This is a genomic window from Sporosarcina obsidiansis (assembly GCF_009651005.1).
In the GTDB taxonomy this organism is placed as follows: domain Bacteria; phylum Bacillota; class Bacilli; order Bacillales_A; family Planococcaceae; genus Sporosarcina; species Sporosarcina obsidiansis.
On the sequence record NZ_WHVW01000008.1, the window covers coordinates 22,803 to 42,381 of the forward strand.

22 protein-coding genes are annotated in these 19,579 nt (G+C 40.1%); 9 read left to right on the forward strand and 13 right to left on the reverse strand.

Going from position 1 to position 19,579, the window contains the following annotated elements; all coding sequences use genetic code 11:
* Positions 1-47: 47 nt before the first annotated feature.
* Positions 48-233 (forward strand): YlaF family protein, encoded by a 186-nt coding sequence (locus tag GD002_RS08490; RefSeq protein ID WP_153731932.1) that lies wholly within the window; start codon positions 48-50, stop codon positions 231-233.
* 85 nt (positions 234-318) lie between these two features.
* Here the strand turns inward: GD002_RS08490 and GD002_RS08495 are convergent, their stop codons facing one another.
* Both GD002_RS08495 and GD002_RS08500 read right to left on the reverse strand, forming a co-directional pair.
* Positions 319-1,110 carry an inositol monophosphatase family protein gene (locus tag GD002_RS08495; RefSeq protein WP_153731933.1) on the reverse strand — a complete coding sequence of 264 codons (792 nt, stop codon included), beginning with the start codon at positions 1,108-1,110 and terminating at the stop codon, positions 319-321.
* Between the two features lie 153 nt (positions 1,111-1,263).
* Positions 1,264-1,464: a hypothetical protein gene (locus tag GD002_RS08500; RefSeq protein WP_153731934.1), complete on the reverse strand. Its 201-nt coding sequence runs from the start codon at positions 1,462-1,464 to the stop codon at positions 1,264-1,266.
* Positions 1,465-1,624: 160 nt separating this feature from the next.
* Here GD002_RS08500 and GD002_RS08505 point away from each other — a divergent pair, with 160 nt between their 5' ends.
* Positions 1,625-2,257 carry a YktB family protein gene (locus GD002_RS08505; protein ID WP_153731935.1) on the forward strand — a complete coding sequence of 211 codons (633 nt, stop codon included), beginning with the start codon at positions 1,625-1,627 and terminating at the stop codon, positions 2,255-2,257.
* Positions 2,258-2,334: 77 nt separating this feature from the next.
* On the opposite strand, the gene GD002_RS08510 is transcribed toward GD002_RS08505, so the two are convergent.
* The 6 genes from GD002_RS08510 to GD002_RS08535 all read right to left on the reverse strand — a co-directional run bounded on the left by GD002_RS08510 (position 2,335) and on the right by GD002_RS08535 (position 8,572).
* Entirely contained in the window at positions 2,335-2,607 is a 273-nt protein-coding gene (locus GD002_RS08510) for a UPF0223 family protein (RefSeq protein WP_153731936.1), read from the reverse strand.
* Positions 2,608-2,705: 98 nt separating this feature from the next.
* The gene (gene lpdA / locus GD002_RS08515) at positions 2,706-4,118 is read right to left on the reverse strand and encodes a dihydrolipoyl dehydrogenase (protein WP_153731937.1); all 1,413 of its coding nucleotides are present in this window, start codon (positions 4,116-4,118) and stop codon (positions 2,706-2,708) included.
* A gap of 5 nt (positions 4,119-4,123) precedes the next feature.
* Positions 4,124-5,485: a dihydrolipoamide acetyltransferase family protein gene (locus GD002_RS08520; protein ID WP_153731938.1), complete on the reverse strand. Its 1,362-nt coding sequence runs from the start codon at positions 5,483-5,485 to the stop codon at positions 4,124-4,126.
* Between the two features lie 70 nt (positions 5,486-5,555).
* Complete coding sequence (locus tag GD002_RS08525) at positions 5,556-6,533, reverse strand: alpha-ketoacid dehydrogenase subunit beta (RefSeq protein ID WP_153731939.1); 978 nt, start codon at positions 6,531-6,533, stop codon at positions 5,556-5,558.
* A gap of 3 nt (positions 6,534-6,536) precedes the next feature.
* A complete protein-coding gene (gene pdhA, locus GD002_RS08530) occupies positions 6,537-7,652 on the reverse strand; it encodes a pyruvate dehydrogenase (acetyl-transferring) E1 component subunit alpha (protein WP_153731940.1) in 1,116 nt (371 codons plus the stop codon).
* Positions 7,653-7,933: 281 nt separating this feature from the next.
* On the reverse strand, positions 7,934-8,572 hold the full coding sequence (locus GD002_RS08535; RefSeq protein ID WP_153731941.1) for a YkyA family protein: 639 nt from the start codon (positions 8,570-8,572) through the stop codon (positions 7,934-7,936).
* Between the two features lie 95 nt (positions 8,573-8,667).
* Between GD002_RS08535 and def the strand changes: the two genes are divergently transcribed.
* The 3 genes from def to rnjA all read left to right on the forward strand — a co-directional run bounded on the left by def (position 8,668) and on the right by rnjA (position 11,524).
* Complete coding sequence (gene def, locus GD002_RS08540) at positions 8,668-9,225, forward strand: peptide deformylase (RefSeq protein WP_153731942.1); 558 nt, start codon at positions 8,668-8,670, stop codon at positions 9,223-9,225.
* A gap of 418 nt (positions 9,226-9,643) precedes the next feature.
* Positions 9,644-9,853: a DNA-dependent RNA polymerase subunit epsilon gene (locus GD002_RS08545; protein WP_153731943.1), complete on the forward strand. Its 210-nt coding sequence runs from the start codon at positions 9,644-9,646 to the stop codon at positions 9,851-9,853.
* Between the two features lie 3 nt (positions 9,854-9,856).
* On the forward strand, positions 9,857-11,524 hold the full coding sequence (rnjA, locus tag GD002_RS08550) for a ribonuclease J1 (protein WP_153731944.1): 1,668 nt from the start codon (positions 9,857-9,859) through the stop codon (positions 11,522-11,524).
* A gap of 55 nt (positions 11,525-11,579) precedes the next feature.
* On the opposite strand, the gene GD002_RS08555 is transcribed toward rnjA, so the two are convergent.
* From GD002_RS08555 to GD002_RS08575, 5 genes are read right to left on the reverse strand one after another with little or no spacing between them, the layout of a single operon-like run.
* On the reverse strand, positions 11,580-12,239 hold the full coding sequence (locus tag GD002_RS08555; RefSeq protein ID WP_153731945.1) for a potassium channel family protein: 660 nt from the start codon (positions 12,237-12,239) through the stop codon (positions 11,580-11,582).
* Between the two features lie 29 nt (positions 12,240-12,268).
* Complete coding sequence (locus tag GD002_RS08560) at positions 12,269-13,342, reverse strand: ABC transporter substrate-binding protein (protein ID WP_153731946.1); 1,074 nt, start codon at positions 13,340-13,342, stop codon at positions 12,269-12,271.
* Entirely contained in the window at positions 13,339-14,139 is an 801-nt protein-coding gene (locus tag GD002_RS08565; RefSeq protein ID WP_153731947.1) for an ABC transporter permease, read from the reverse strand. Before GD002_RS08565 ends, GD002_RS08560 begins: the two co-directional genes overlap by 4 nt.
* The gene (locus GD002_RS08570; RefSeq protein ID WP_153731948.1) at positions 14,123-14,947 is read right to left on the reverse strand and encodes an ABC transporter permease; all 825 of its coding nucleotides are present in this window, start codon (positions 14,945-14,947) and stop codon (positions 14,123-14,125) included. Before GD002_RS08570 ends, GD002_RS08565 begins: the two co-directional genes overlap by 17 nt.
* Positions 14,937-16,043 carry an ABC transporter ATP-binding protein gene (locus tag GD002_RS08575; protein ID WP_153731949.1) on the reverse strand — a complete coding sequence of 369 codons (1,107 nt, stop codon included), beginning with the start codon at positions 16,041-16,043 and terminating at the stop codon, positions 14,937-14,939. The genes GD002_RS08570 and GD002_RS08575 overlap by 11 nt, the downstream gene beginning before the upstream one ends.
* Before the next feature lie 200 nt (positions 16,044-16,243).
* On the opposite strand from GD002_RS08575, the gene GD002_RS08580 reads away from it, so the two are divergent.
* The 4 genes from GD002_RS08580 (at position 16,244) to GD002_RS08595 (ending at position 19,152) form a co-directional block, all read left to right on the forward strand.
* Positions 16,244-16,546: a hypothetical protein gene (locus tag GD002_RS08580; protein ID WP_153731950.1), complete on the forward strand. Its 303-nt coding sequence runs from the start codon at positions 16,244-16,246 to the stop codon at positions 16,544-16,546.
* A 175-nt stretch (positions 16,547-16,721) separates the two neighbouring features.
* Positions 16,722-17,264, forward strand: a complete 543-nt coding sequence (locus tag GD002_RS08585) for a peroxiredoxin (RefSeq protein ID WP_153731951.1) — start codon at positions 16,722-16,724, stop codon at positions 17,262-17,264.
* A gap of 101 nt (positions 17,265-17,365) precedes the next feature.
* Positions 17,366-17,821 (forward strand): TlpA family protein disulfide reductase, encoded by a 456-nt coding sequence (locus GD002_RS08590; protein WP_153731952.1) that lies wholly within the window; start codon positions 17,366-17,368, stop codon positions 17,819-17,821.
* Positions 17,822-17,961: 140 nt separating this feature from the next.
* On the forward strand, positions 17,962-19,152 hold the full coding sequence (locus GD002_RS08595; protein WP_153731953.1) for an MFS transporter: 1,191 nt from the start codon (positions 17,962-17,964) through the stop codon (positions 19,150-19,152).
* Positions 19,153-19,579 lie beyond the last annotated feature (427 nt).

Sequence of the window (19,579 nt, forward strand, 5' to 3'; positions counted from 1 at the left end):
AAGATAGTTCATTTCAATAATATTTAATTTTATATGGAGGGATTTTTTTGAAAGACATTAAGTGGATTTTTGTTCTTTATTCACTTGCAGCCGTTTTATCTATGTCTGCAATCGGTGTTGGAATAGGCATGCGAAGTATTTTCGTCGTTGTATTTGCAATTGTCGCTCTAATTCTTATTATGGGAAATGGATTTAAGACTAAAAAGCGCATGCGTGAAGCAGGCACTTTATAAACATACAAAATGTACGAGAAATAAAACAAATATAGTTAAAGGGACTGCACATTAAACCAAACTGGTTTAACAAACAGCCCCTTTTTTATTTTAGTCGGATATATTTTGTTAGAATCTCCTCATGCAAGCCGGGACGAGTCACAATAAATGTGTCTGTTCCTAGCAGATGAGGTTTGTTCCCTTGCAAGTTCGTGGCTACCGCTCCTACTTCTTGAGCGATGACAATGCCTCCTGCTATATCCCAAGGTGCTAAACGCATAGAGATATATGCATCGATCCTACCTGACGAAACATATGCTAACTCGATCGCTGCAGATCCATAAGAGCGAGTACCTCTGCAACGTGTTACGAGTTCAATGATCTTGTCATTTTCCACTTTTTTATTCGGTGCTACCCAACTTGCATTTATCCCAATTAACGCTTCTTCAAGAGGCGTTATTTCAAGTTGCGGAAGTCGCTCATCATTGAAATAAGCTCCTTCACCTTTCGCTGCGTGGTATAAGTCATCTCGCATTACATCGTATATGTAGCCCAGCATCCCCACGCCGTCTACATAAATCCCCAAGGAAATCGCAAAATTCCTTCGTTGATGAATAAAATTCATCGTCCCATCGATTGGATCTAAAAACCATACAACCCCATCCAACGATGACACACGATCCCCAAATCCTTCTTCCGAAACAATATGATGTTCCGGAAAATCTTGCTTTACTCGATCAACAAAGAAACGCTCTACTTCCTTGTCAATATTTGTAACCAAGTCATTGGCATCTGCCTTTGAATCGATGTCTATTGTACTAAAAAAAGACACACGTATTTTGTGGCCAGCCTCTTTGATTAACGATTTTGCATACCGATCGATTGCACTAAGATTCATGTTGCCACCTCTCCCCATTCCGACTAGTGCTAGTATAACATACAGCAGAAAGAACAGAAGAGGAAACGGTTACAGTAGGTTAAGTAAAAAGGCATCCCGTCACATTTTCTTCAATTCTGAAGGAAATGGGGATGCCTTATTATCTCCTGACCTTCAAGCTGTGAAAACATTTAACGTCTCCAACTCACTGTGGATTTCAGCAAGCCGCTGTTTACTTTTCTCAACTTGTTTTGTATCCTCTTCTTGTAATGCATCATATAGAGTGGCCAATTCGTAATCAAGTTCCAAATTTAAAGTGTTTACATATTCTCTTTCCACATCTTCTTTGCGAATGAAATGAACAACCTGTTTCATAGGTAAGCACCCCTTTTAATAATAATGGTTTGTCTAACCGTCTTATAATATAGGTATGTGAAGATTCCGACTTTAAGTGGTTAGAAGCCTTGTTATTTTAAATTATTCCCCGTTTATTGATAAGATAAACGTAGATATTACAAACTGGAGGAGAATTTCATTGACTCAATTTTATTGGTCAGCAACAGATTTTGATGTTTTTACAATTGAAGGCTTAGATCATCGCATGAATGCTTTACAGCAAAAGATCCAGCCAAAATTCAAAGAATTAGGAGATCATTTTTCACACCACCTTTCAGCACATGGTAAAGGAGAATTCTTTCCTCATGTTGCAAAACACGCAAGGCGTACAGTGAATCCTCCAAAAGATAGCTGGGTCGCATTCGCTCCTGCAAAAAGAGGATATAAAGCGTTGCCTCACTTTCAGATTGGCTTGTGGGGCACTCATTTATTCATCGTACTTGCAATTATTTATGAAAATCCTGATAAAAAAGGGATTGCGGAAAGGTTAGAAAAAAATGTAAAAGTACTGACATCTTTGCCGGAAGATTTTATTGTATCCGGGGATCATATGAAGCCAGAAGCTGATTTGATCAGCGAAGTAGGAGTAGAAAGACTCGAAAAACTGCTGGAGCGTCTTCAGACGGTCAAGAAAGCTGAATTCCTTGTCGGTAGGCATCTTTCCAAAGAACAAGCGGCAAACATGACGGAGGAGCAATTTTACAGCTTTACAGAAGATACACTCATTCACCTTCTGCCTGTCTATGATATCGTGATCAATTCATTTGATTAATTCTTACTATAATCTTGCAAATAAAAAAACAAAACACAGTGGTAGGATAGTTTTCCTGTCACTGTGTTTTTCCTTTTTTATAACTTCAGCTGAACTCCAGCTTTACATTCTTTCGCTAATTTCACAATCGGATAGGCAGCATATCCACTGCTATCCTCAAACTCTTTACACAATGTCTTTTCCTCCGCCATAGAGGGCACAACTTTTTTGAATGATCGATAATACCTCATAAACTCTTCTCGCTCCACAGATGACTCGTAGGCCTGCTCTACTTTAGTGAAAAAGTCGATAACGGCTACGATTTCTTCCGTGGACCAATCTGCACGTAAAGGATATTGATATTCAGACATCTAGTTCTCTCCTTGTCTTCTATTCCATTTTCATGTAATCCATTTAAAAACAACCCATGAGAAAGAGATTCCCATGGGCTGTCTAATTTCTAGCTGTATTATTTCGTGATCATATGGATCGGCTTGCCAAGTGCAACTTCAGCTGCTTCCATGGAAATTTCACCTAATGTAGGATGTGCATGAATAGTCATGGACACATCTTCAAGAGTCATTCCAGCTTCAATAGCTAGTCCCATTTCTGCAATCATATCGGAAGCATTTTCACCAACGATTTGCGCTCCTAGAAGCAAGCCATCTTCCTTGCGAGCAACTAACTTCACGAAGCCATCTGTTGCATCCAATGAAAGTGCACGGCCATTCGCTGCAAACGGGAACTTACCGCTCACTACGTCATAACCTTCATCTTTTGCTTGTTGTTCATTCAATCCTACTGTTGCAAGTTCTGGATCTGTGAAGCAGACAGCAGGAATTGCCAAGTAATCTACTTCAGATTTTTCTCCAGCGATTGCTTCAGCAGCAACTTTCGCTTCATAGGATGCTTTATGTGCAAGCTGTGGTCCCGGTACAACATCACCGATCGCATACACATTTGGAATGTTCGTACGGCATTGTTTGTCCACTTCGATCAATCCGCGATCTGTCATGTTTAAGCCTAGTCCTTCTAGACCGATTTCATCTGTGTTCGGACGGCGACCGACTGTTACCAATACATAATCAGCTTCTACTTTTACTTCTTCACCTTTTGCTTCATACGTTACAATCACACCGTCTTTTGTTTCTTCCACGCCTTTAGCAGATGCTTTGACAACTACTTCTACACCTTTTTTCTTTAGGCCTTTTTTAACGATTTGAGTCATTTGCTTTTCGAAACCAGCAAGAATGTCATCTGCACCTTCAATAATCGTCACTTCTGAACCAAGATTTGCATACGAAGAACCTAGCTCTGTTCCGATATATCCGCCACCGATTACAACAAGTTTCTTAGGCAATTCTTTCAAATTCAACGCGCCTGTTGAACTAAGTACACGGTCAGTGAATTTGAAAGATGGAATTTCTACAGGACGTGCGCCTGTAGCAATGATTACATTGTTAAATTTATATGTTTGTGCAGATTTTTCTGTCATAACACGTACGGTATTCGCATCTACAAAGTATGCTTCCCCATATACAGTATCTACTTTATTGCCTTTTAAAAGTCCTTCCACGCCGCCTGTCAATTTAGAAACCACACTATTTTTAAACTTCTGTGCTTTCGAAAAATCAAGTTTGACAGATTCCGTAGTAATCCCCATAGCTTCAGAGTCTTTCGCTGCCGCAAAACGATGACCTACAGAAATAAGCGCTTTGGATGGAATACATCCTACGTTTAAGCAAACGCCACCGATTGTGTCTTTTTCTACGATTGTTACTTTCTGTCCAAGTTGCGCTGCGCGAATTGCTGCCACGTATCCTCCGGGGCCAGAACCGACTACGAGCGTATCTACTTCAATTGGAAAATCTCCTACTACCATGTGCTTTACGCCTCCATTAATAAAAGTGATGGGTTCCCAAGTAATTCCTTAAGATAGTTTAACGCTAATTGTCCCGTTACGCCATCAATTACTCGGTGATCGAACACTAAAGACAATGCTAACATAGGTGCCACTATAATTTCACCATTTTTTACTACAGGTTTTTCAGAAATTCTTCCCACACCTAAAATAGCGACTTCTGGATGGTTGATAATCGGTGTAAACCATTGTCCGCCTGCCGAACCGATATTCGTAATCGTACAGGAAGCACCTTTCATTTCGGAAGCCTGAATTTTACCAGAACGAGCTTTTTCTGCAAGTTCATTAACTTCATTTGAAATGGCGAACATAGATTTACGATCTGCATTCTTGACGACCGGTACCATAAGACCTCGGTCCGTATCTGCTGCAATCCCAATATTGTAATAATGCTTTTGTATCAATTCTTCCGTTGCGTCGTCGAGCGATGTATTTAATTGTGGGAATTCACGTAATGTCGCGACAAGAGCTTTGACAACGTATGGTAAGTACGTAAGTTTAATGTCTCTCTCCGCTGCGATTGCTTTGAATTCTTTACGATGTTCAACTAACGCCGTCACATCAACTTCATCTAACAATGTGACATGTGCCGCTGTATGTTTAGAATTAGACATCGCTTTAGAGATTGCTTTACGCATAGGTGACAATTTTTCGCGTGTCTCAGGGAATTCACCTTCAAGAACTGGCTGTTGTTTCTCCGCAACAGTTTCTGTCGCTGTTTCTGTAGTTTCTTCTACTTCAGAAGATGCCGTACTTGCTGGCTGCTGTCCTCCAGCTTTGAATGAGTCTATGTCTTCTTTTAGGATTCGTCCGTTTTTACCTGTGCCTGCAACTTTTGCAATCGCGACATTTTGCTCTCTTGCATACTTCCGAACAGAAGGCATCGCAATCACTCTGCGCTGTTCATCAGCGTGTTCAGGTGAAGTTTCTTTGGAATCAACAACCGACTTATCTTCCGACGCTTCGGATGGCTTCTTGGCCGGTGCTCCTCCAAGTGCTTCTTCCACTTGTGCATGTGATTTGTCGGCGCTAGCTTCTTCTGATGAATTTTCGCCACTTTCATCATCTTCATGATCAGGAATATCGTGATCTGGCGCGTCAAATCGTACCAATTTATCACCAACGACCGCTACGGTTCCTTCATTCACGTAAATTTCTTCCACCGTACCTGAAACAGGAGATGGGATTTCTACTACTGCTTTATCATTTTGCACTTCTAGCAACGTATCATCTTCCTGGATCGTGTCGCCTGGTTTCACAAACCACTTCACGATCTCTCCTTCATGTATACCTTCTCCAATATCTGGTAAACGAAATTCATAGGTCACGTAATTCACCCTTTCTAGATTAACCAGCGCATACCCTCTATTCAAAAAATGAAGGCTAACGCTGGATTCATTAAAATGTCAATACTTCTCTTGCTTTCGCTGCAATATCTTTAGCATTCGGAAGCCATGAATTTTCACCTGCTGCAAACGGATAAATAGTATCTGGCGCAGTCACACGCAATACAGGTGCTTCTAAACTCAAGATCGCTCGTTCAGTAATTTCTGCCACTACATTTGCAGCAATACCTGCTTGACGTTGGGCTTCCTGAACGACAATCACGCGATTTGTTTTTTCTACAGATGCCACAATTGTCTCAATATCAAGAGGTTGAATTGTTCGCAAATCAATTACTTCAACAGAATACTCTTCTTTTTCCAACGCTTCCGCGGCTTTTAGACTCTCTTGAACCATTGCGCCGTATGCGATGATCGTCAAATCTGTACCTTCACGTTTGACATCTGCTTTACCCAATGGAATTGTATATTCCTCTTCAGGCACTTCTTGTCTAAATGAACGATATAATTTCATATGCTCTAAGAAAATAACTGGATTATCATCCTTAATCGCAGAAATTAAAAGTCCTTTTGCATCATAAGGAGTCGATGGAATAACAACCGTTAAGCCTGGCTGTGCCGCTACAAGTCCTTCTAGACTGTCTGCGTGCATTTCCGGAGTTGCAACACCGCCGCCAAACGGAGCACGAATCGTAACCGGTGCATTAAAACGGCCGCCTGTTCTAAAACTCATTCGAGCTAGTTGACCGCTCACAGAATCCATTACTTCAAATAGAAATCCAAAGAACTGAATTTCCATTACTGGACGGAAGCCAGTTAATGCGAGTCCGATCGCCAGACCACCAATCCCAGATTCTGCCAACGGAGTATCAAATACGCGATCTTCTCCAAATTCTTTATGAAGACCTTCCGTTGCACGGAAGACACCTCCGTTTGCGCCTACATCTTCTCCGAATAGCAGAACATTTTCATCTGCTTTTAATTCTGTGCGAAGCGCATCTGTAATTGCTTGAATCATTGTCATCTGTGCCATTGGTCAGTTCGACTCCTTTCCTACATAAGCATCCAATTGTTCTTGTAAGTTAAATGGTAAATCACCTTTATACATGATCTTCATGAAATCACTAGCTTTTTGTTTAGGTGCAGCATCTGCTTTTTTAATCGCATCTTTGATTTCTTCTTTCGCGCGCTCAATTACTTTTTCTTCCTGATCTTTTGACCAAATACCTTTATTCTCTAGATATGTTCTGAAACGAACGATTGGATCGCGCTTCTCCCATTCATTATCAATATCTGCTGTACGATAGCGAGTCGGGTCGTCCCCTGCCATCGTATGCGGACCGTAGCGGTAACACATTGTTTCTATTAATGTCGGTCCATCTCCATTGATTGCACGCTCTCTCGCATCACGAGTCGCTACATATACCGCCAAAGGATCCATTCCATCAACGAGGACGCTTGGCACTCCTGCAGCCACACCTTTTTGCGCTAATGTTTTCGCTGCAGATTGTACGTCGCGATGAGTAGAAATTGCATATTGGTTATTTTGAATAACAAATATCGCAGGCACTTTGTAAGCTCCGGCAAAATTTAAACCTTCATAGAAGTCTCCTTGAGAAGTACCACCATCACCTGTATATGTGATAACTACTGATTTCTGGCCTTTCTTCTTAAACCCAAGCCCTACACCTGCAGCCTGAATATATTGAGCACCAATAATAATTTGAGGTGGGAATATATTCAAGCCTTCTGGAATGATGCTTCCTTCGTAATGGCCTCTTGACCATAAGAATGCCATATCTAAAGGCCAGCCATGGAATAGCAATTGCGGTACGTCACGGTAGCCAGGAAGAATAAAGTCATCTTTTTCAAGCACATACTGAGAAGCTAGTTGAGATGCTTCTTGACCGGCCGTTGGCGCATAAAAACCTAGTCTTCCTTGTCTATTTAAAGAAATGGAACGTTGATCTAAAATCCTTGTATAGACCATTCGCGTCATTAATTCCACTAACTCTTCATCTGGAAGTTTAGGATCGAGGTCCTTATCCACGATTTTTCCTTCTTCATTAAGAATTTGCACCATTTCAAATTGGCTTTCGATCAGTTGAAGCGCTTTCACTGGATCATACTGATTTCCTTTTTTAGCGACCATATCTTGATCTCTCCTTTATATCTGTATTATATTGTTTTCGAATAAAATTAATACAACTGAACCTATTTGTTAGTATACTCAAAACTGAGCGCCTGGTCAATCATTGAATTTAAAGAGTTCTTTGTCGTTATAAGATTTTTTAAAAAACACAGTGTACTAACACAATATCAATTCTGTATTGGTACAGTTTTAAAAATCCCACTATCTTCAAAGACAATTTTGTAAGCAATTAACACTCTCAAAAAAAGCAGAGACACGATCATCTCTACTTTTCTCTTTCCTTATTTCACTTCCTCTAAACTTGCCAATATCCGTGACTTTAATCGATTGACTTCCATCGTTTCATCATTGAACTGTTCAATCGTCTCCTGAACTACAGAAGTTAAGTGGTTGACTTCCTTTACTTGCTTTTGTAACTGACTGTCACGTACTGTACGATCTTCTAATAAAGTGTATAGCTGCGTTTGAGCATCGATTAGTTTTTTGTACTCCAAAATCAATTGCTCATGTTTATTGAACCGCTCAGTCAATGCTTGATCAAATTTTTCTAACGCCTTCTTTTTCTCCTGGTCCACCGTGTCAATCAACACAGCTATATCATCCGCTGTTTTCCTCGTTTCATCCAGGGCTTCTTCTTCTTTTTGTACGATAACCATTCGTTCTCTCGCTGATTTCTTCAAAGCAGCGACTTGTTTTTTTACTTGAGAATACTGTTCTTGCGTTAACTCCATAGTGCCGACGAATAATTCCTGTTCCTTTTGTTCCTGTTGATTTAGCTTCCCCACGTAGTTTATCCCTTGTTTCTCTTTTTCATTCATACTTGCTATCGTGTCAATTAGTTGTTGTTCTAGCGTTAGATCTTTAGAACAGGCACCTAATAGTAGTATTATCATCGTTGCAGCAATAAAAAATTTCCTCAATAAAAAAACCTCCTAAGCAGAATATACATTTCTCTTTCACCGTGTTTCAGGTTCGTTTATACTAGTAACAACCATATCCGAAAGGAAGAATAGAAATGATTTTAATGAAAGACATTATTCGTGAGGGACATCCTACCCTGCGTAAAAAAGCAACCGAGTTGACCTTCCCTTTAAGCAATGAGGATCGTCAACTATGTGATGACCTACTAGAATATATAATGAATAGTCAAGATGAAGAGCTATGTGAAAAATATAACTTACGTTCAGGAATCGGTCTAGCAGCACCTCAAGTGAATGCTTCCAAAAGAGTATTCGCTCTTCATATACCTGATGACGAAAACGCACTAACCCATTTCATTGCGATTAATCCGAAAATTATTAGTCATTCCGTAGAAAAAACGTATATTACAACAGGAGAAGGCTGTCTATCCGTAGACCGTGAAGTTCCAGGATATGTGCCTCGTTATTCAAAAATCACCATTAAAGCGTTTGATAAAGATGGCAAAGAAATAAAAAAACGTTTAAAAGGATTACCCGCTATCGCATTCCAGCATGAGCTTGATCATCTGAATGGCATAATGTTTTACGATCACATCGATGAGAATGCTCCATACAAAGATATCCCTGGAGCTATCCCCTTCGACAGAGAGTAAAGCAAAAAAACTTGACAGAACGACCAAAACGTGATACAGTTTTGTCAAGGAGTGATGTAGCCATGTACAAACGTCTGAAACGCAAATTACTTAGACGACTGAATGGCCTGCTCGGTAAAAAGACAATCGCTTAGACTTTTACGCCTGCCAAGTAATTGGTGGGCTTTTCTTTATTTTAAAGAAATTGCATGCTATTATGGAGAATATGTTTTATTTGCATTCGGCAGAAGACCCTTACTTCTATAAGAAGTGGAGATAACGCAATGACTCCTCCATTCTATGGGAGTTTAAAACCCTAGCTGAATCCAGATAAAGCCTCCGGCAAATGTTCCAGATTTTTTCATGCATGCTTGAAAAAATCTGGACATAGTTCAGCCGAGGCGTAATTGATTACGAACGTAAAAAAGGAGAGTTCACTATGATCTACAAAGTTTATTACCATGAAAACGTACACCAAGTTCCAGTCCGCGAAAACACAAAAAGTCTGTACGTAGAAGCAGAAACAGAAAAGGCAGTTCGCGACCAATTGCGAGACCGTCAAATTATGATTGAATTTATTCAAAAGCTGGAAGGCGAACATTTAGAGTATGAACAAGCCTCGCAAGACTTCCAGGTTGAGCAGGTCTAATCTATGAAATCTATTAAAAATAATGAAACGGCCGTTTTCGCCCTAGGCGGACTAGGTGAAATCGGTAAAAATACGTATTGTGTACAATTTCAAGACGAGATCATCATCATTGATGCCGGGATTAAATTTCCTGAAGATGACTTGTTGGGCATTGATTATGTAATTCCAGATTACACATATCTTGAACGCAATGTCGACAAAATCAAAGGACTTTTTATCACTCATGGACACGAGGATCACATTGGCGGTATTCCTTATCTATTACGCAAAGTCAATGTACCTGTCTACGGCGGAAAGCTTGCGATTGGTTTACTGCGTAATAAACTAGAAGAGCACGGTTTACTACGTACTACCAAGCTTCATGAGATCGAAGAAGATGATTTTATCAAATTCCGTAAAACTGCGGTGTCTTTTTTCAGAACAACTCACAGTATTCCGGATGCATATGGTGTAGTTATTAAAACACCCTCAGGGAACATTGTGCATACAGGAGACTTCAAGTTCGATTTCACGCCTGTTGGGGAACCAGCTAACTTGCATAAGATGGCGAAAATCGGTAGCGAAGGAGTACTTTGTCTATTATCGGACAGCACAAATGCAGAAGTGCCAAACTTTACGATGTCCGAACGAAAAGTTGGTGAAAGCCTAAACGATATTTTCCGCGTAGTCGAAGGACGTATCATTTTCGCTACATTCGCTTCCAATATTCACCGTCTACAACAAGTGATCGAAGCAGCGCAAAACTTCAACCGGAAAATCGCTGTTTTCGGACGTAGCATGGACAATGCGATTACAATAGGACGTGAGCTCGGTTATATCGACGCACCGAAAGATTTGTTCGTGGATTCACAATCCCTCAATCGCCTTCCTGCAAATGAAGTTATGATTTTATGTACAGGAAGCCAAGGAGAGCCTATGGCGGCATTGTCACGAATAGCAAACGGCACGCATAGACAAGTACAAATTCAACCAGGTGATACGGTCATCTTTTCTTCTTCTCCAATTCCTGGAAACACACTAAGTGTAAATAAAACGATAAATTCTCTGTTTCGCGCAGGTGCTGAAGTAATTCACGGCCCCTTGAATAACATCCATACATCCGGTCACGGCTCTCAAGAAGAACAAAAGTTGATGTTACGTCTGATCAAACCAAAATTCTTCATGCCGATCCACGGTGAATATCGAATGATGAACATGCACTCAGAACTGGCTGTAGACTGTGATGTAGAGCGTGAAAATATCTTTATCATGTCTAACGGTGAAGTGCTAGCACTTACTGATCAGACAGCTAGAATCGCAGGTCGCGTACCTTCAGGAGATGTTTATATTGACGGTAGCGGCATCGGCGATATCGGTAATGTAGTTTTGCGTGATCGTCGTATCTTATCGGAAGACGGCTTAGTAATCGTCGTCGCTACAATTGATACGAAAAAGAACCGTATCGTTTCTGGTCCCGATTTAATTTCACGCGGGTTCGTTTATATGCGTGAATCAGGCGCAATGATTAATGAAGCGCAGTACATGCTATCAAAAACATTACAGCGAAAATTGGCCGCAAAGCCTGATTCAGTCAATCAATTGAAAAGCGAGATTATCGATACACTCGTACCGTATCTTTATGAAAAAACAAAACGTAAGCCGATGATCCTTCCTGTCATTATGGAACTATAATCGGAATAGAAAAAAGCAAGTGCAATTTTGCACTTGCTTTTTTACTTGTTATCTATCAATGTAACGCTTTCCGTTCAAAGCGATGAATATCCAAATCAGAACCGATGACAATTAGGACGTCATTAATTTCAATTTGCTCAATCGCTTGCGGAGAAACTAATATATGCGAGCCTCTTTTGATCGCTACAATGTTGACGCCGTATTTCGCACGAATATCCAAATCAATGAGCGACGAACCAGCAATATGATTATTCGCTTGAATTTCTACTATTGAATATTCATCAGATAGCTCTAAGTAATCTAAAATATTGTTGGAGACCAAATTATTCGCAATCCGCTTCCCCATATCTCGTTCAGGATGGACCACCTGATCTGCTCCAATTTTACGCAGCACTTTTTCATGATAATCATTCTGGGCCTTAACAGTGATTCGAGGAACACCTATCTCTTTAAGAATTAATGTAGTTAAAATACTTGCTTGAATATTTTCGCCAATTGCTATTACAACATGCTCAAAATTCCGGATACCTAATGATCTCAATGCTGCTTCATCCGTTGTATCCACTGCTACCGCCTGCGTAGCGATGTTCGCAAACTCATCCACTCGTTCTTGCGATTTATCAATCGCCATCACATTCGCTTCTAGATCGATCAATTCCCTAACAATACTTCCCCCGAACCGACCTAACCCAATGACCACAAATTCCTTTTTCATATCATTGCTCCTCACATGACATATAAGTCCTATCGTAATCCCATTTTGAATTTCAGGAATAACTCATTATACACCCCAAGTGTTTCTAATCCTAAATTTTCATACACTTCTAAATGTTCCCTAGCCTCTTCATCTGGGTAGAATCTCTCATCCTTGATAATCTCTTCGTCCATAAATGAAAGCGCTGCGACATTTGGTGTTGAATATCCGACATACTCCGCATTTTGCGCGGCGATTTCAGGGTCCAACATGAAGTTGATAAATTTATAGGCTCCTTCTATATTCGCAGCTGTTTTAGGAATGACAATATTATCAAACCATAAGTTGGACCCTTCTTTCGGGACGATGTAATCAATTTCTTCATTCTCCGAAATCATATCTGCCGCCTGTCCCGACCAAGTAAGAGCTACCGACGCTTCATTATTGATCATCAATTGCGTAACTTCATCCCCGATCACCGCTTTCACATTAGGTCCCATGGTTTCAAGCTTGTCAGTTGCTTCTTTTAGTTCCTGCAAACTAGTAGAATTGAGTGAATAGCCGAGAGAATTAAGCGAAACACCGAGCACCTCCCTTGCACTATCAACTAAAATCAACTTCTGACGCAATGATGCATCCCATAAACTTTCCCAGCTTTCAAATGTCTGTCCATCTAACAGTGTTGGGTTGTAGGCAATTCCTACGGTCCCCCAAAAATAAGGAATCGAATATTTATTATTTGGATCGAACGGAAGATCCGTAAAATATGGATCGATATTTCGGAAGTTCGGAATCTTACTGAAATCTAAAGGCAACAGCAAGTTTCTTTCCTCCATCATTTGAACCGCATATTCAGATGGGATCGAAATATCATAAGACGTACCGCCCTGCTCTATTTTCCCCATCATCCCTTCGTTCGAATCAAACGTTTCATAAATCACTTTTATTCCTTCCTGTTCTTCGAATTGCTTCAACAGATCAGGATCAATATATTCTCCCCAGTTATACACCGTAATCGTATCTTTCCCTACATGACCTTGCCTATTTTCCAGTTGATAATTGGCAAACAACAAGATAAAAGAAACGATTAAAATAGCTGCCGCACCGCTGATGATTCCCTTCATCTCTTCACCCCCTGAATGGGTGACTTCGTTCTATTGCCGATTGCATAATAACCAAGTACCAGTATCATTGTGATGACGAAGATCAAACCAGACAATGCATTAATGGTCAATGTAATTCCCGTTCGTGCCATTGAGTAGATTTCGACAGACAGCGTAGAGAAACCATTCCCTGTCACAAAAAAGGTAACAGCAAAGTCGTCCAATGAATACGTCAACGCTAAAAAGAATCCCGCAAAAATTCCCGGTTTGATGTACGGAAGCACAACTCGGGTTAAGACATCTTTTCGTGAAGCCCCCAAATCAAGTGCGGCATCTACTAACGACGTACTCATCTCCTGTAGCTTCGGCAGCACCATGATGACGACGATGGGAATACTAAACGCAATATGCGAAATTAAGACAGATGCAAATCCTAATTTGACTCCAATTAACGTAAACAAAATGAGAAACGAAGCACCGATGATAACATCTGGACTGACAATCAAAATATTATTCAATGATAAAACGGCCTGCCGCATTGATTTGTTTCTCATGAAATAAATGGCAAGTGCACCGATGACACCAATTGCTGTAGATAACAATGCTGACAACAATGCGATAATAATCGTGTTCATAACAATGATCAAAAGGCGGGTATCCTGAAACACTGCTTGATAATGTTCCCATGTAAAGGATTCAAAATCAGACATCCCCCCTCCTGAATTAAATGAATAATAAATAAGATAAAAAATAGGGGTATATAAAATCAAAAAGACGACCGCCAAATAAATTCTCGGCAAACTACTTAACTTTCCCATTCGTAGGGGCCCCCCTCTCTTTTCCTGACGTCAGGACCATAATTAAAAACATGAAAATAATAAGGAAGACAGCAATCGTTGACCCCATTCCCCAGTTTTGCGTTACCAAAAATTGTTGCTCAATTGCTGTTCCGAGCGTAATTACTTTATTACCTGCGATTAGTCTTGTAATCATAAATAATGAAAGTGCAGGTATGAAAACGACTTGGACACCTGATTTCACGCCATCTATCGTCATTGGCCAAATGACCCGTTTAAATGTCATCCAGCTATTCGCCCCTAAATCCTTTGAAGCATCCAGTAATGCAGGATTAATTTTATCTAGCGAGTTGAAGATAGGCAAAATCATGAATGGAATGAATATATAGACAGATACAAATACAAAACTGAAATCTGTAAATAAAATTTGTTGATTACCAATCCCTATTGTTTCTAAAAATGCATTGATCGGTCCATAAAGTCCCATTAAGCCAATGAATGCATACGTCTTCAATAACAGATTGATCCAAGAGGGAATGATGATTAGGAGTAACCACAATTGCTTATGCTTCGTTTTTGTAAGGAAATAAGCTGTCGGATACGAAATCACTAAAGAAAAAAACGTAATCAAAAACGCATACCAAAAAGAACTCATCGTTAACTTGAAATAAACAGAACTGAAGAAGTTACGATAATTGCCTAACGTTAAATTCCCCGATAAATCGAAAAACGAGTAATAAACAACGACTAAAATAGGGGCTAACACAAATAGCAACATCCATACAGCATACGGCACGGCATAAATTAAACGGAACGGGTTATTCTTCATCTTCCGCCACTCCAAACGACTCCAGACGTGCATCAAAATCTTCTTCCGATTCATTTAAACGCATAACATGAATATCAGCTGGCGCGAAATCTAAGCCAATCATCATACCGACGTCTGCTGGCTTGGTGGAATGTACTAACCACTCATTGCCATCTGTATCATAAGTAGAAAGTTCATAGTGGACACCTCGGAACAATTGCGTATCTACTGTCACACTTAACTTCCCTTTTTCAATTGTTGTCATTTCCAAATCTTCAGGACGAATGACAATATCCACTTTCTCGTTCGGATAAAATCCACCATCCACGCACTGAAATTGTTTGCCCGCAAACTCCACCAAATAATCTTCAATAATTCTTCCTGTAACGATATTTGATTCACCGATAAAATCTGCCACAAAGCGGTTAATCGGTTCATCGTATATATCGATCGGTGTACCGGACTGCTGAATTTCGCCATTATTCATGACAAAAATCTCATCCGACATCGCCAGTGCTTCCTCTTGGTCATGCGTTACAAAGACAAATGTCTTCCCTAGTCGTTGTTGCAACTCCCGCAATTCATATTGCATTTCTGATCGTAGTTTTAAGTCCAATGCAGATAATGGCTCATCCAATAAAATGACTTCTGGATCATTAATAATCGCCCGTGCAATCGCAACTCGCTGACGCTGTCCACCTGACATTTCTGTAATTTCACGCGTTTCGTATCCTGCTAAATTGACAAACTTTAGAGCTTCTTTCACTCTACGGTCAATCTCATTCTTCTTCACTTTTTTTATACGCAATCCAAACGCCACATTTTCATAGACGTTTAAATGAGGAAACAATGCGTAATCTTGAAATACCGTGTTTACTTGTCTCTCATTTGCCGGAACTGAATTAATCTTCTTCCCATTAAAAAAGATAGAACCTTCTGTTGCTTCTGTAAATCCAGCGATTAAACGCAAAATCGTTGTTTTTCCACAACCTGATGGGCCAAGCAATGTATAGAATTTCCCTCGTTCCATCTCAAATGAAACGCGATCTAGTACAGTCGTAGATTCGCTATAACGTTTTGTAACATTTTCAAAACGGATAATCGGTTGATTTGTCAATTCTATTCCTCCCTACGTTGACGTAGTCTCACTTATAATATAGGAACTCTTATAAACTTAATCATTATACACAAAACGATTCTGAAAGCAAATATATCCTTAATTCGACAAGATAAATGCCACACAGGAAAATGGTCATGAAAATTGTTTTTTTGCAATGGGCATAGTAAAATGAAACCATCTAGTAAGGAGGGATACAATTGGATGACCATTTGTTTTTTTATTTAGACTCTGATTCCAAGAAGAGCCGGAAAGTTGAACCTGCAACAAAAACTAATCAACTTGAAGGCATCTTTCTTGTAAATAACCGAAAAATTCTTGCGTGGAAAGAGTTAGCTTCTCATTGTATTGAATGCATGGAGCCGTTACATTATAGTGATGAATTTGATGCACGCTATTGTAAAGATTGTGATGAATGGCGCGAAATGATTTGTGATCCCAATTGCCAAACCTGTCAATCACGACCTGTAAAACCCTCTGACTGTCAACAAGATTTTGAGTAAGTGTCCAGTAAGCTTACCCAAATCCTTTACATATAACATCTTCCCTTGTTTTTAATAATAATTATTATCTTCAAGTCATTCTAATTGTATTTGAATTCAATATTTGATATTCTATATAAGAATTGTGCAACACAGATATGGTCTTGCACAAAAGATTAATTGGAGGGATTTATAAATGGCTGAACGTATGGTAGGTAAACAAGCTCCAGATTTCACAATGGAGGCAGTACTAGCTGACAAATCTTTTGGGAAAGTTAGTTTACAAGACAACATTAAAAACGACAAATGGACGGTTCTATTCTTCTATCCGATGGACTTCACGTTTGTTTGTCCGACAGAAATCACAGCAATGTCCGATCGCTATGACGAATTCGAAGACTTAGATGCGGAAGTTATCGGTGTTTCCACTGATACGATTCACACTCACCTTGCATGGATCAACACGGATCGCAAGGACAATGGTCTTGAACAATTAAAATACCCACTAGCAGCAGATACGAACCACACAGTATCACGTGATTACGGTGTATTGATTGAAGAAGAAGGAATCGCATTGCGCGGTCTTTATATCATTAATCCTGAAGGGGAACTTCAATACCAAACAGTATTCCACAACAATATTGGTCGTGACGTAGATGAAACTCTTCGTGTACTTCAGGCATTACAAACTGGCGGCTTATGCCCTGCCAACTGGCGTCCAGGTCAAGAAACTCTTTAATTGATTAGAATTTACAAGCAGGACAAGCATCCCCACGCATTCACTTATTCGTGGGGATTTTTTGACAAAGATAATACACAATTAGCAAGGAGGAAACCTTGATGAAATTACGTGAACAGATGCCTGAACTTCAAGGCGCAACAACTTGGTTAAATGGCGAAACTTCAAAATCTGAATTAGTTGGCGAAAAACCAACGTTAATTCACTTCTGGTCTGTCAGCTGTCACCTTTGTAAAGAAGCCATGCCCGATGTGAATAACTTCAGAGATCAGTATGCAGATGAACTGAATGTTGTAGCTGTACATATGCCACGTTCAGAAGATGATACAGATCTTGAGTTAATTAAAAAAGTAGCTGCTGAACATGATATTACTCAGTCAATATTCGTCGATAGCGAATTGAAGCTAAATGATGCTTTCGGCAATCAATATGTACCTGCCTATTATGTCTTTGACAAAGATGGACAACTTCGTCACTTCCAAGCAGGCGGCAGCGGTATGAAGATGCTTGAAAAGCGTGTAAATCGTGTATTAGATGAAATGAAAAAAGAAGATTGATTGACATTGACAAGCCGGTTCCTAAGAGTAGGAACCGTTTTTGATTTGATTTAGATAGCAAAAGTCCCAAGCAGAGCAAGTGTCTAACCTATTTTTTTATGATAGGATAAAGTAAAAGTATCTAGAAAGCGAGCAAACGAATGGCCATACAATCAAAGAATTTTGCACTCTACATTCTAATGTTCAATATGTTTATTGCGATGGCAGGTGTTGGGCTCATCATCCCCATCATGCCTGAGTTTTTAGGAACATTTGGAGTAGCGGGACAAGCACTCGGACTTTTAATCGCAATTTTTTCATTTGCGCAATTTATTTTCTCACCTTTTTCCGGAAATCTCTCAGATCGTTATGGGAGGAAACGCATTATCGTAATTGGTTTGATAATTTATGGATTTTCTCAATTAGCTTTCAGTTTATCAACTGAGCTGTGGATGCTGTATATCTCTCGATTCTTTTCAGGATTTGGTGCAGCTTTTATTATCCCACCGACAATGGCTTTTGTTGCAGATATTACCACCATGGAAAATCGGGGTCGAGGAATGGGACTTCTAGGTGCATCCATGTCATTAGGATTTATGATTGGCCCTGGTCTTGGTGGATTTCTATCAACAATCAGTTTACACTTCCCTTTCTATGTCGCTACGGGTGCATCCATGTTCGCAGCCCTCATCTCCATGCTATTCTTGCCTAATCCTAAACCGGTCTTGCAAGGTGCTTCAACGAGTGAGAATATATTCCAACAAATGAGCAGATCCACAAAAACACCGTATTTCGTCATGCTCATCGTCATGTTTGTATTTTCTTTCGGTTTGGCTAATTTCCAATCTACGATCTCACTCTACGTGGATCATAAATATGGCTATACACCTTCTCAGATTGCGGTTATTATTACAGTCGGTGGATTTGTCGGTGTAATTATCCAAACTTTCGTCATCGATCGCCTATTCAAGCGCTTTGGTGAGATGCGTGTGATTTTGATCAATTTAGTGGTAGCTGCGATCGCCATGTTGGGTATTCTATTTGTCAATACATTTTGGATGATTTTATTTGTTGCTACGATTTTTTCAACCGCCACCTCTCTCTTACGCCCAGCAGTCAACACATTAGTCTCGAAGCTAGCTGGTAAAGAGCAAGGATATGCAGCCGGGATGATGAACGCCTATATGAGCTTAGGTAACATGATTGGTCCTGCTACGGCTGGATTTATATTTGACATCAATATGAATTCACCATACATAGTGGGTACCTTCATTTTATTGCTCTGCTTCTCGCTCGCTTCCTACTGGGCGAAAGGACACAAAGAACTACTTCAGTCTTCCCGAACTTCTTGATTCGTAAAGAAAAGGCCTTTCTCAAACGGAAAGGCCTCAGCTTGTAGACAAACCCCAATAAAAGGTTCGTTCATAAACTTTAACTTTTTCATTGGTATTAGTCTCTAACAACTCTCAAAAAGGTAACAATACTCTCTATTACGAACTAGAAATGGACGATCCGATTAAAAAGCCAAAGAATTACGCTAGTTGATCGTAGTGGAAGGCGGCGACTCCGGGAGGATCAGCGTGAGACTTGAGACCCCGCAGGGAGCGAAAGCCGTTGCGAAGGACGGCTTTTGCGAGTAAAAGCGTAGCGTTAGGAGCACCGCTGTATAATTTCTGCAAAAAGCCGCAGAAATTATACAAATCGAACCCTTCGCTGTTCGATTGGCTCAAGCCACGCCCTCCGGAAAGCGTCCGCCTGGAACGTAGATCAACGGTACCT

What these genes read in the sequence shown, in the direction of transcription:
- GD002_RS08495 (WP_153731933.1), bottom strand. Translation starts at nt 1,110, where the DNA reads ATGAATCTTAGTGCAATCGATCGGTATGCAAAATCGTTAATCAAAGAG.
- GD002_RS08500 (WP_153731934.1), bottom strand. Translation starts at nt 1,464, where the DNA reads ATGAAACAGGTTGTTCATTTCATTCGCAAAGAAGATGTGGAAAGAGAA.
- GD002_RS08510 (WP_153731936.1), bottom strand. Translation starts at nt 2,607, where the DNA reads ATGTCTGAATATCAATATCCTTTACGTGCAGATTGGTCCACGGAAGAA.
- lpdA (WP_153731937.1), bottom strand. Translation starts at nt 4,118, where the DNA reads ATGGTAGTAGGAGATTTTCCAATTGAAGTAGATACGCTCGTAGTCGGT.
- GD002_RS08525 (WP_153731939.1), bottom strand. Translation starts at nt 6,533, where the DNA reads ATGGCACAGATGACAATGATTCAAGCAATTACAGATGCGCTTCGCACA.
- pdhA (WP_153731940.1), bottom strand. Translation starts at nt 7,652, where the DNA reads ATGGTCGCTAAAAAAGGAAATCAGTATGATCCAGTGAAAGCGCTTCAA.
- def (WP_153731942.1), top strand. Translation starts at nt 8,668, where the DNA reads ATGATTTTAATGAAAGACATTATTCGTGAGGGACATCCTACCCTGCGT.
- GD002_RS08545 (WP_153731943.1), top strand. Translation starts at nt 9,644, where the DNA reads ATGATCTACAAAGTTTATTACCATGAAAACGTACACCAAGTTCCAGTC.
- rnjA (WP_153731944.1), top strand. Translation starts at nt 9,857, where the DNA reads ATGAAATCTATTAAAAATAATGAAACGGCCGTTTTCGCCCTAGGCGGA.
- GD002_RS08555 (WP_153731945.1), bottom strand. Translation starts at nt 12,239, where the DNA reads ATGAAAAAGGAATTTGTGGTCATTGGGTTAGGTCGGTTCGGGGGAAGT.
- GD002_RS08560 (WP_153731946.1), bottom strand. Translation starts at nt 13,342, where the DNA reads ATGAAGGGAATCATCAGCGGTGCGGCAGCTATTTTAATCGTTTCTTTT.
- GD002_RS08565 (WP_153731947.1), bottom strand. Translation starts at nt 14,139, where the DNA reads ATGGGAAAGTTAAGTAGTTTGCCGAGAATTTATTTGGCGGTCGTCTTT.
- GD002_RS08570 (WP_153731948.1), bottom strand. Translation starts at nt 14,947, where the DNA reads ATGAAGAATAACCCGTTCCGTTTAATTTATGCCGTGCCGTATGCTGTA.
- GD002_RS08585 (WP_153731951.1), top strand. Translation starts at nt 16,722, where the DNA reads ATGGCTGAACGTATGGTAGGTAAACAAGCTCCAGATTTCACAATGGAG.
- GD002_RS08590 (WP_153731952.1), top strand. Translation starts at nt 17,366, where the DNA reads ATGAAATTACGTGAACAGATGCCTGAACTTCAAGGCGCAACAACTTGG.
- GD002_RS08595 (WP_153731953.1), top strand. Translation starts at nt 17,962, where the DNA reads ATGGCCATACAATCAAAGAATTTTGCACTCTACATTCTAATGTTCAAT.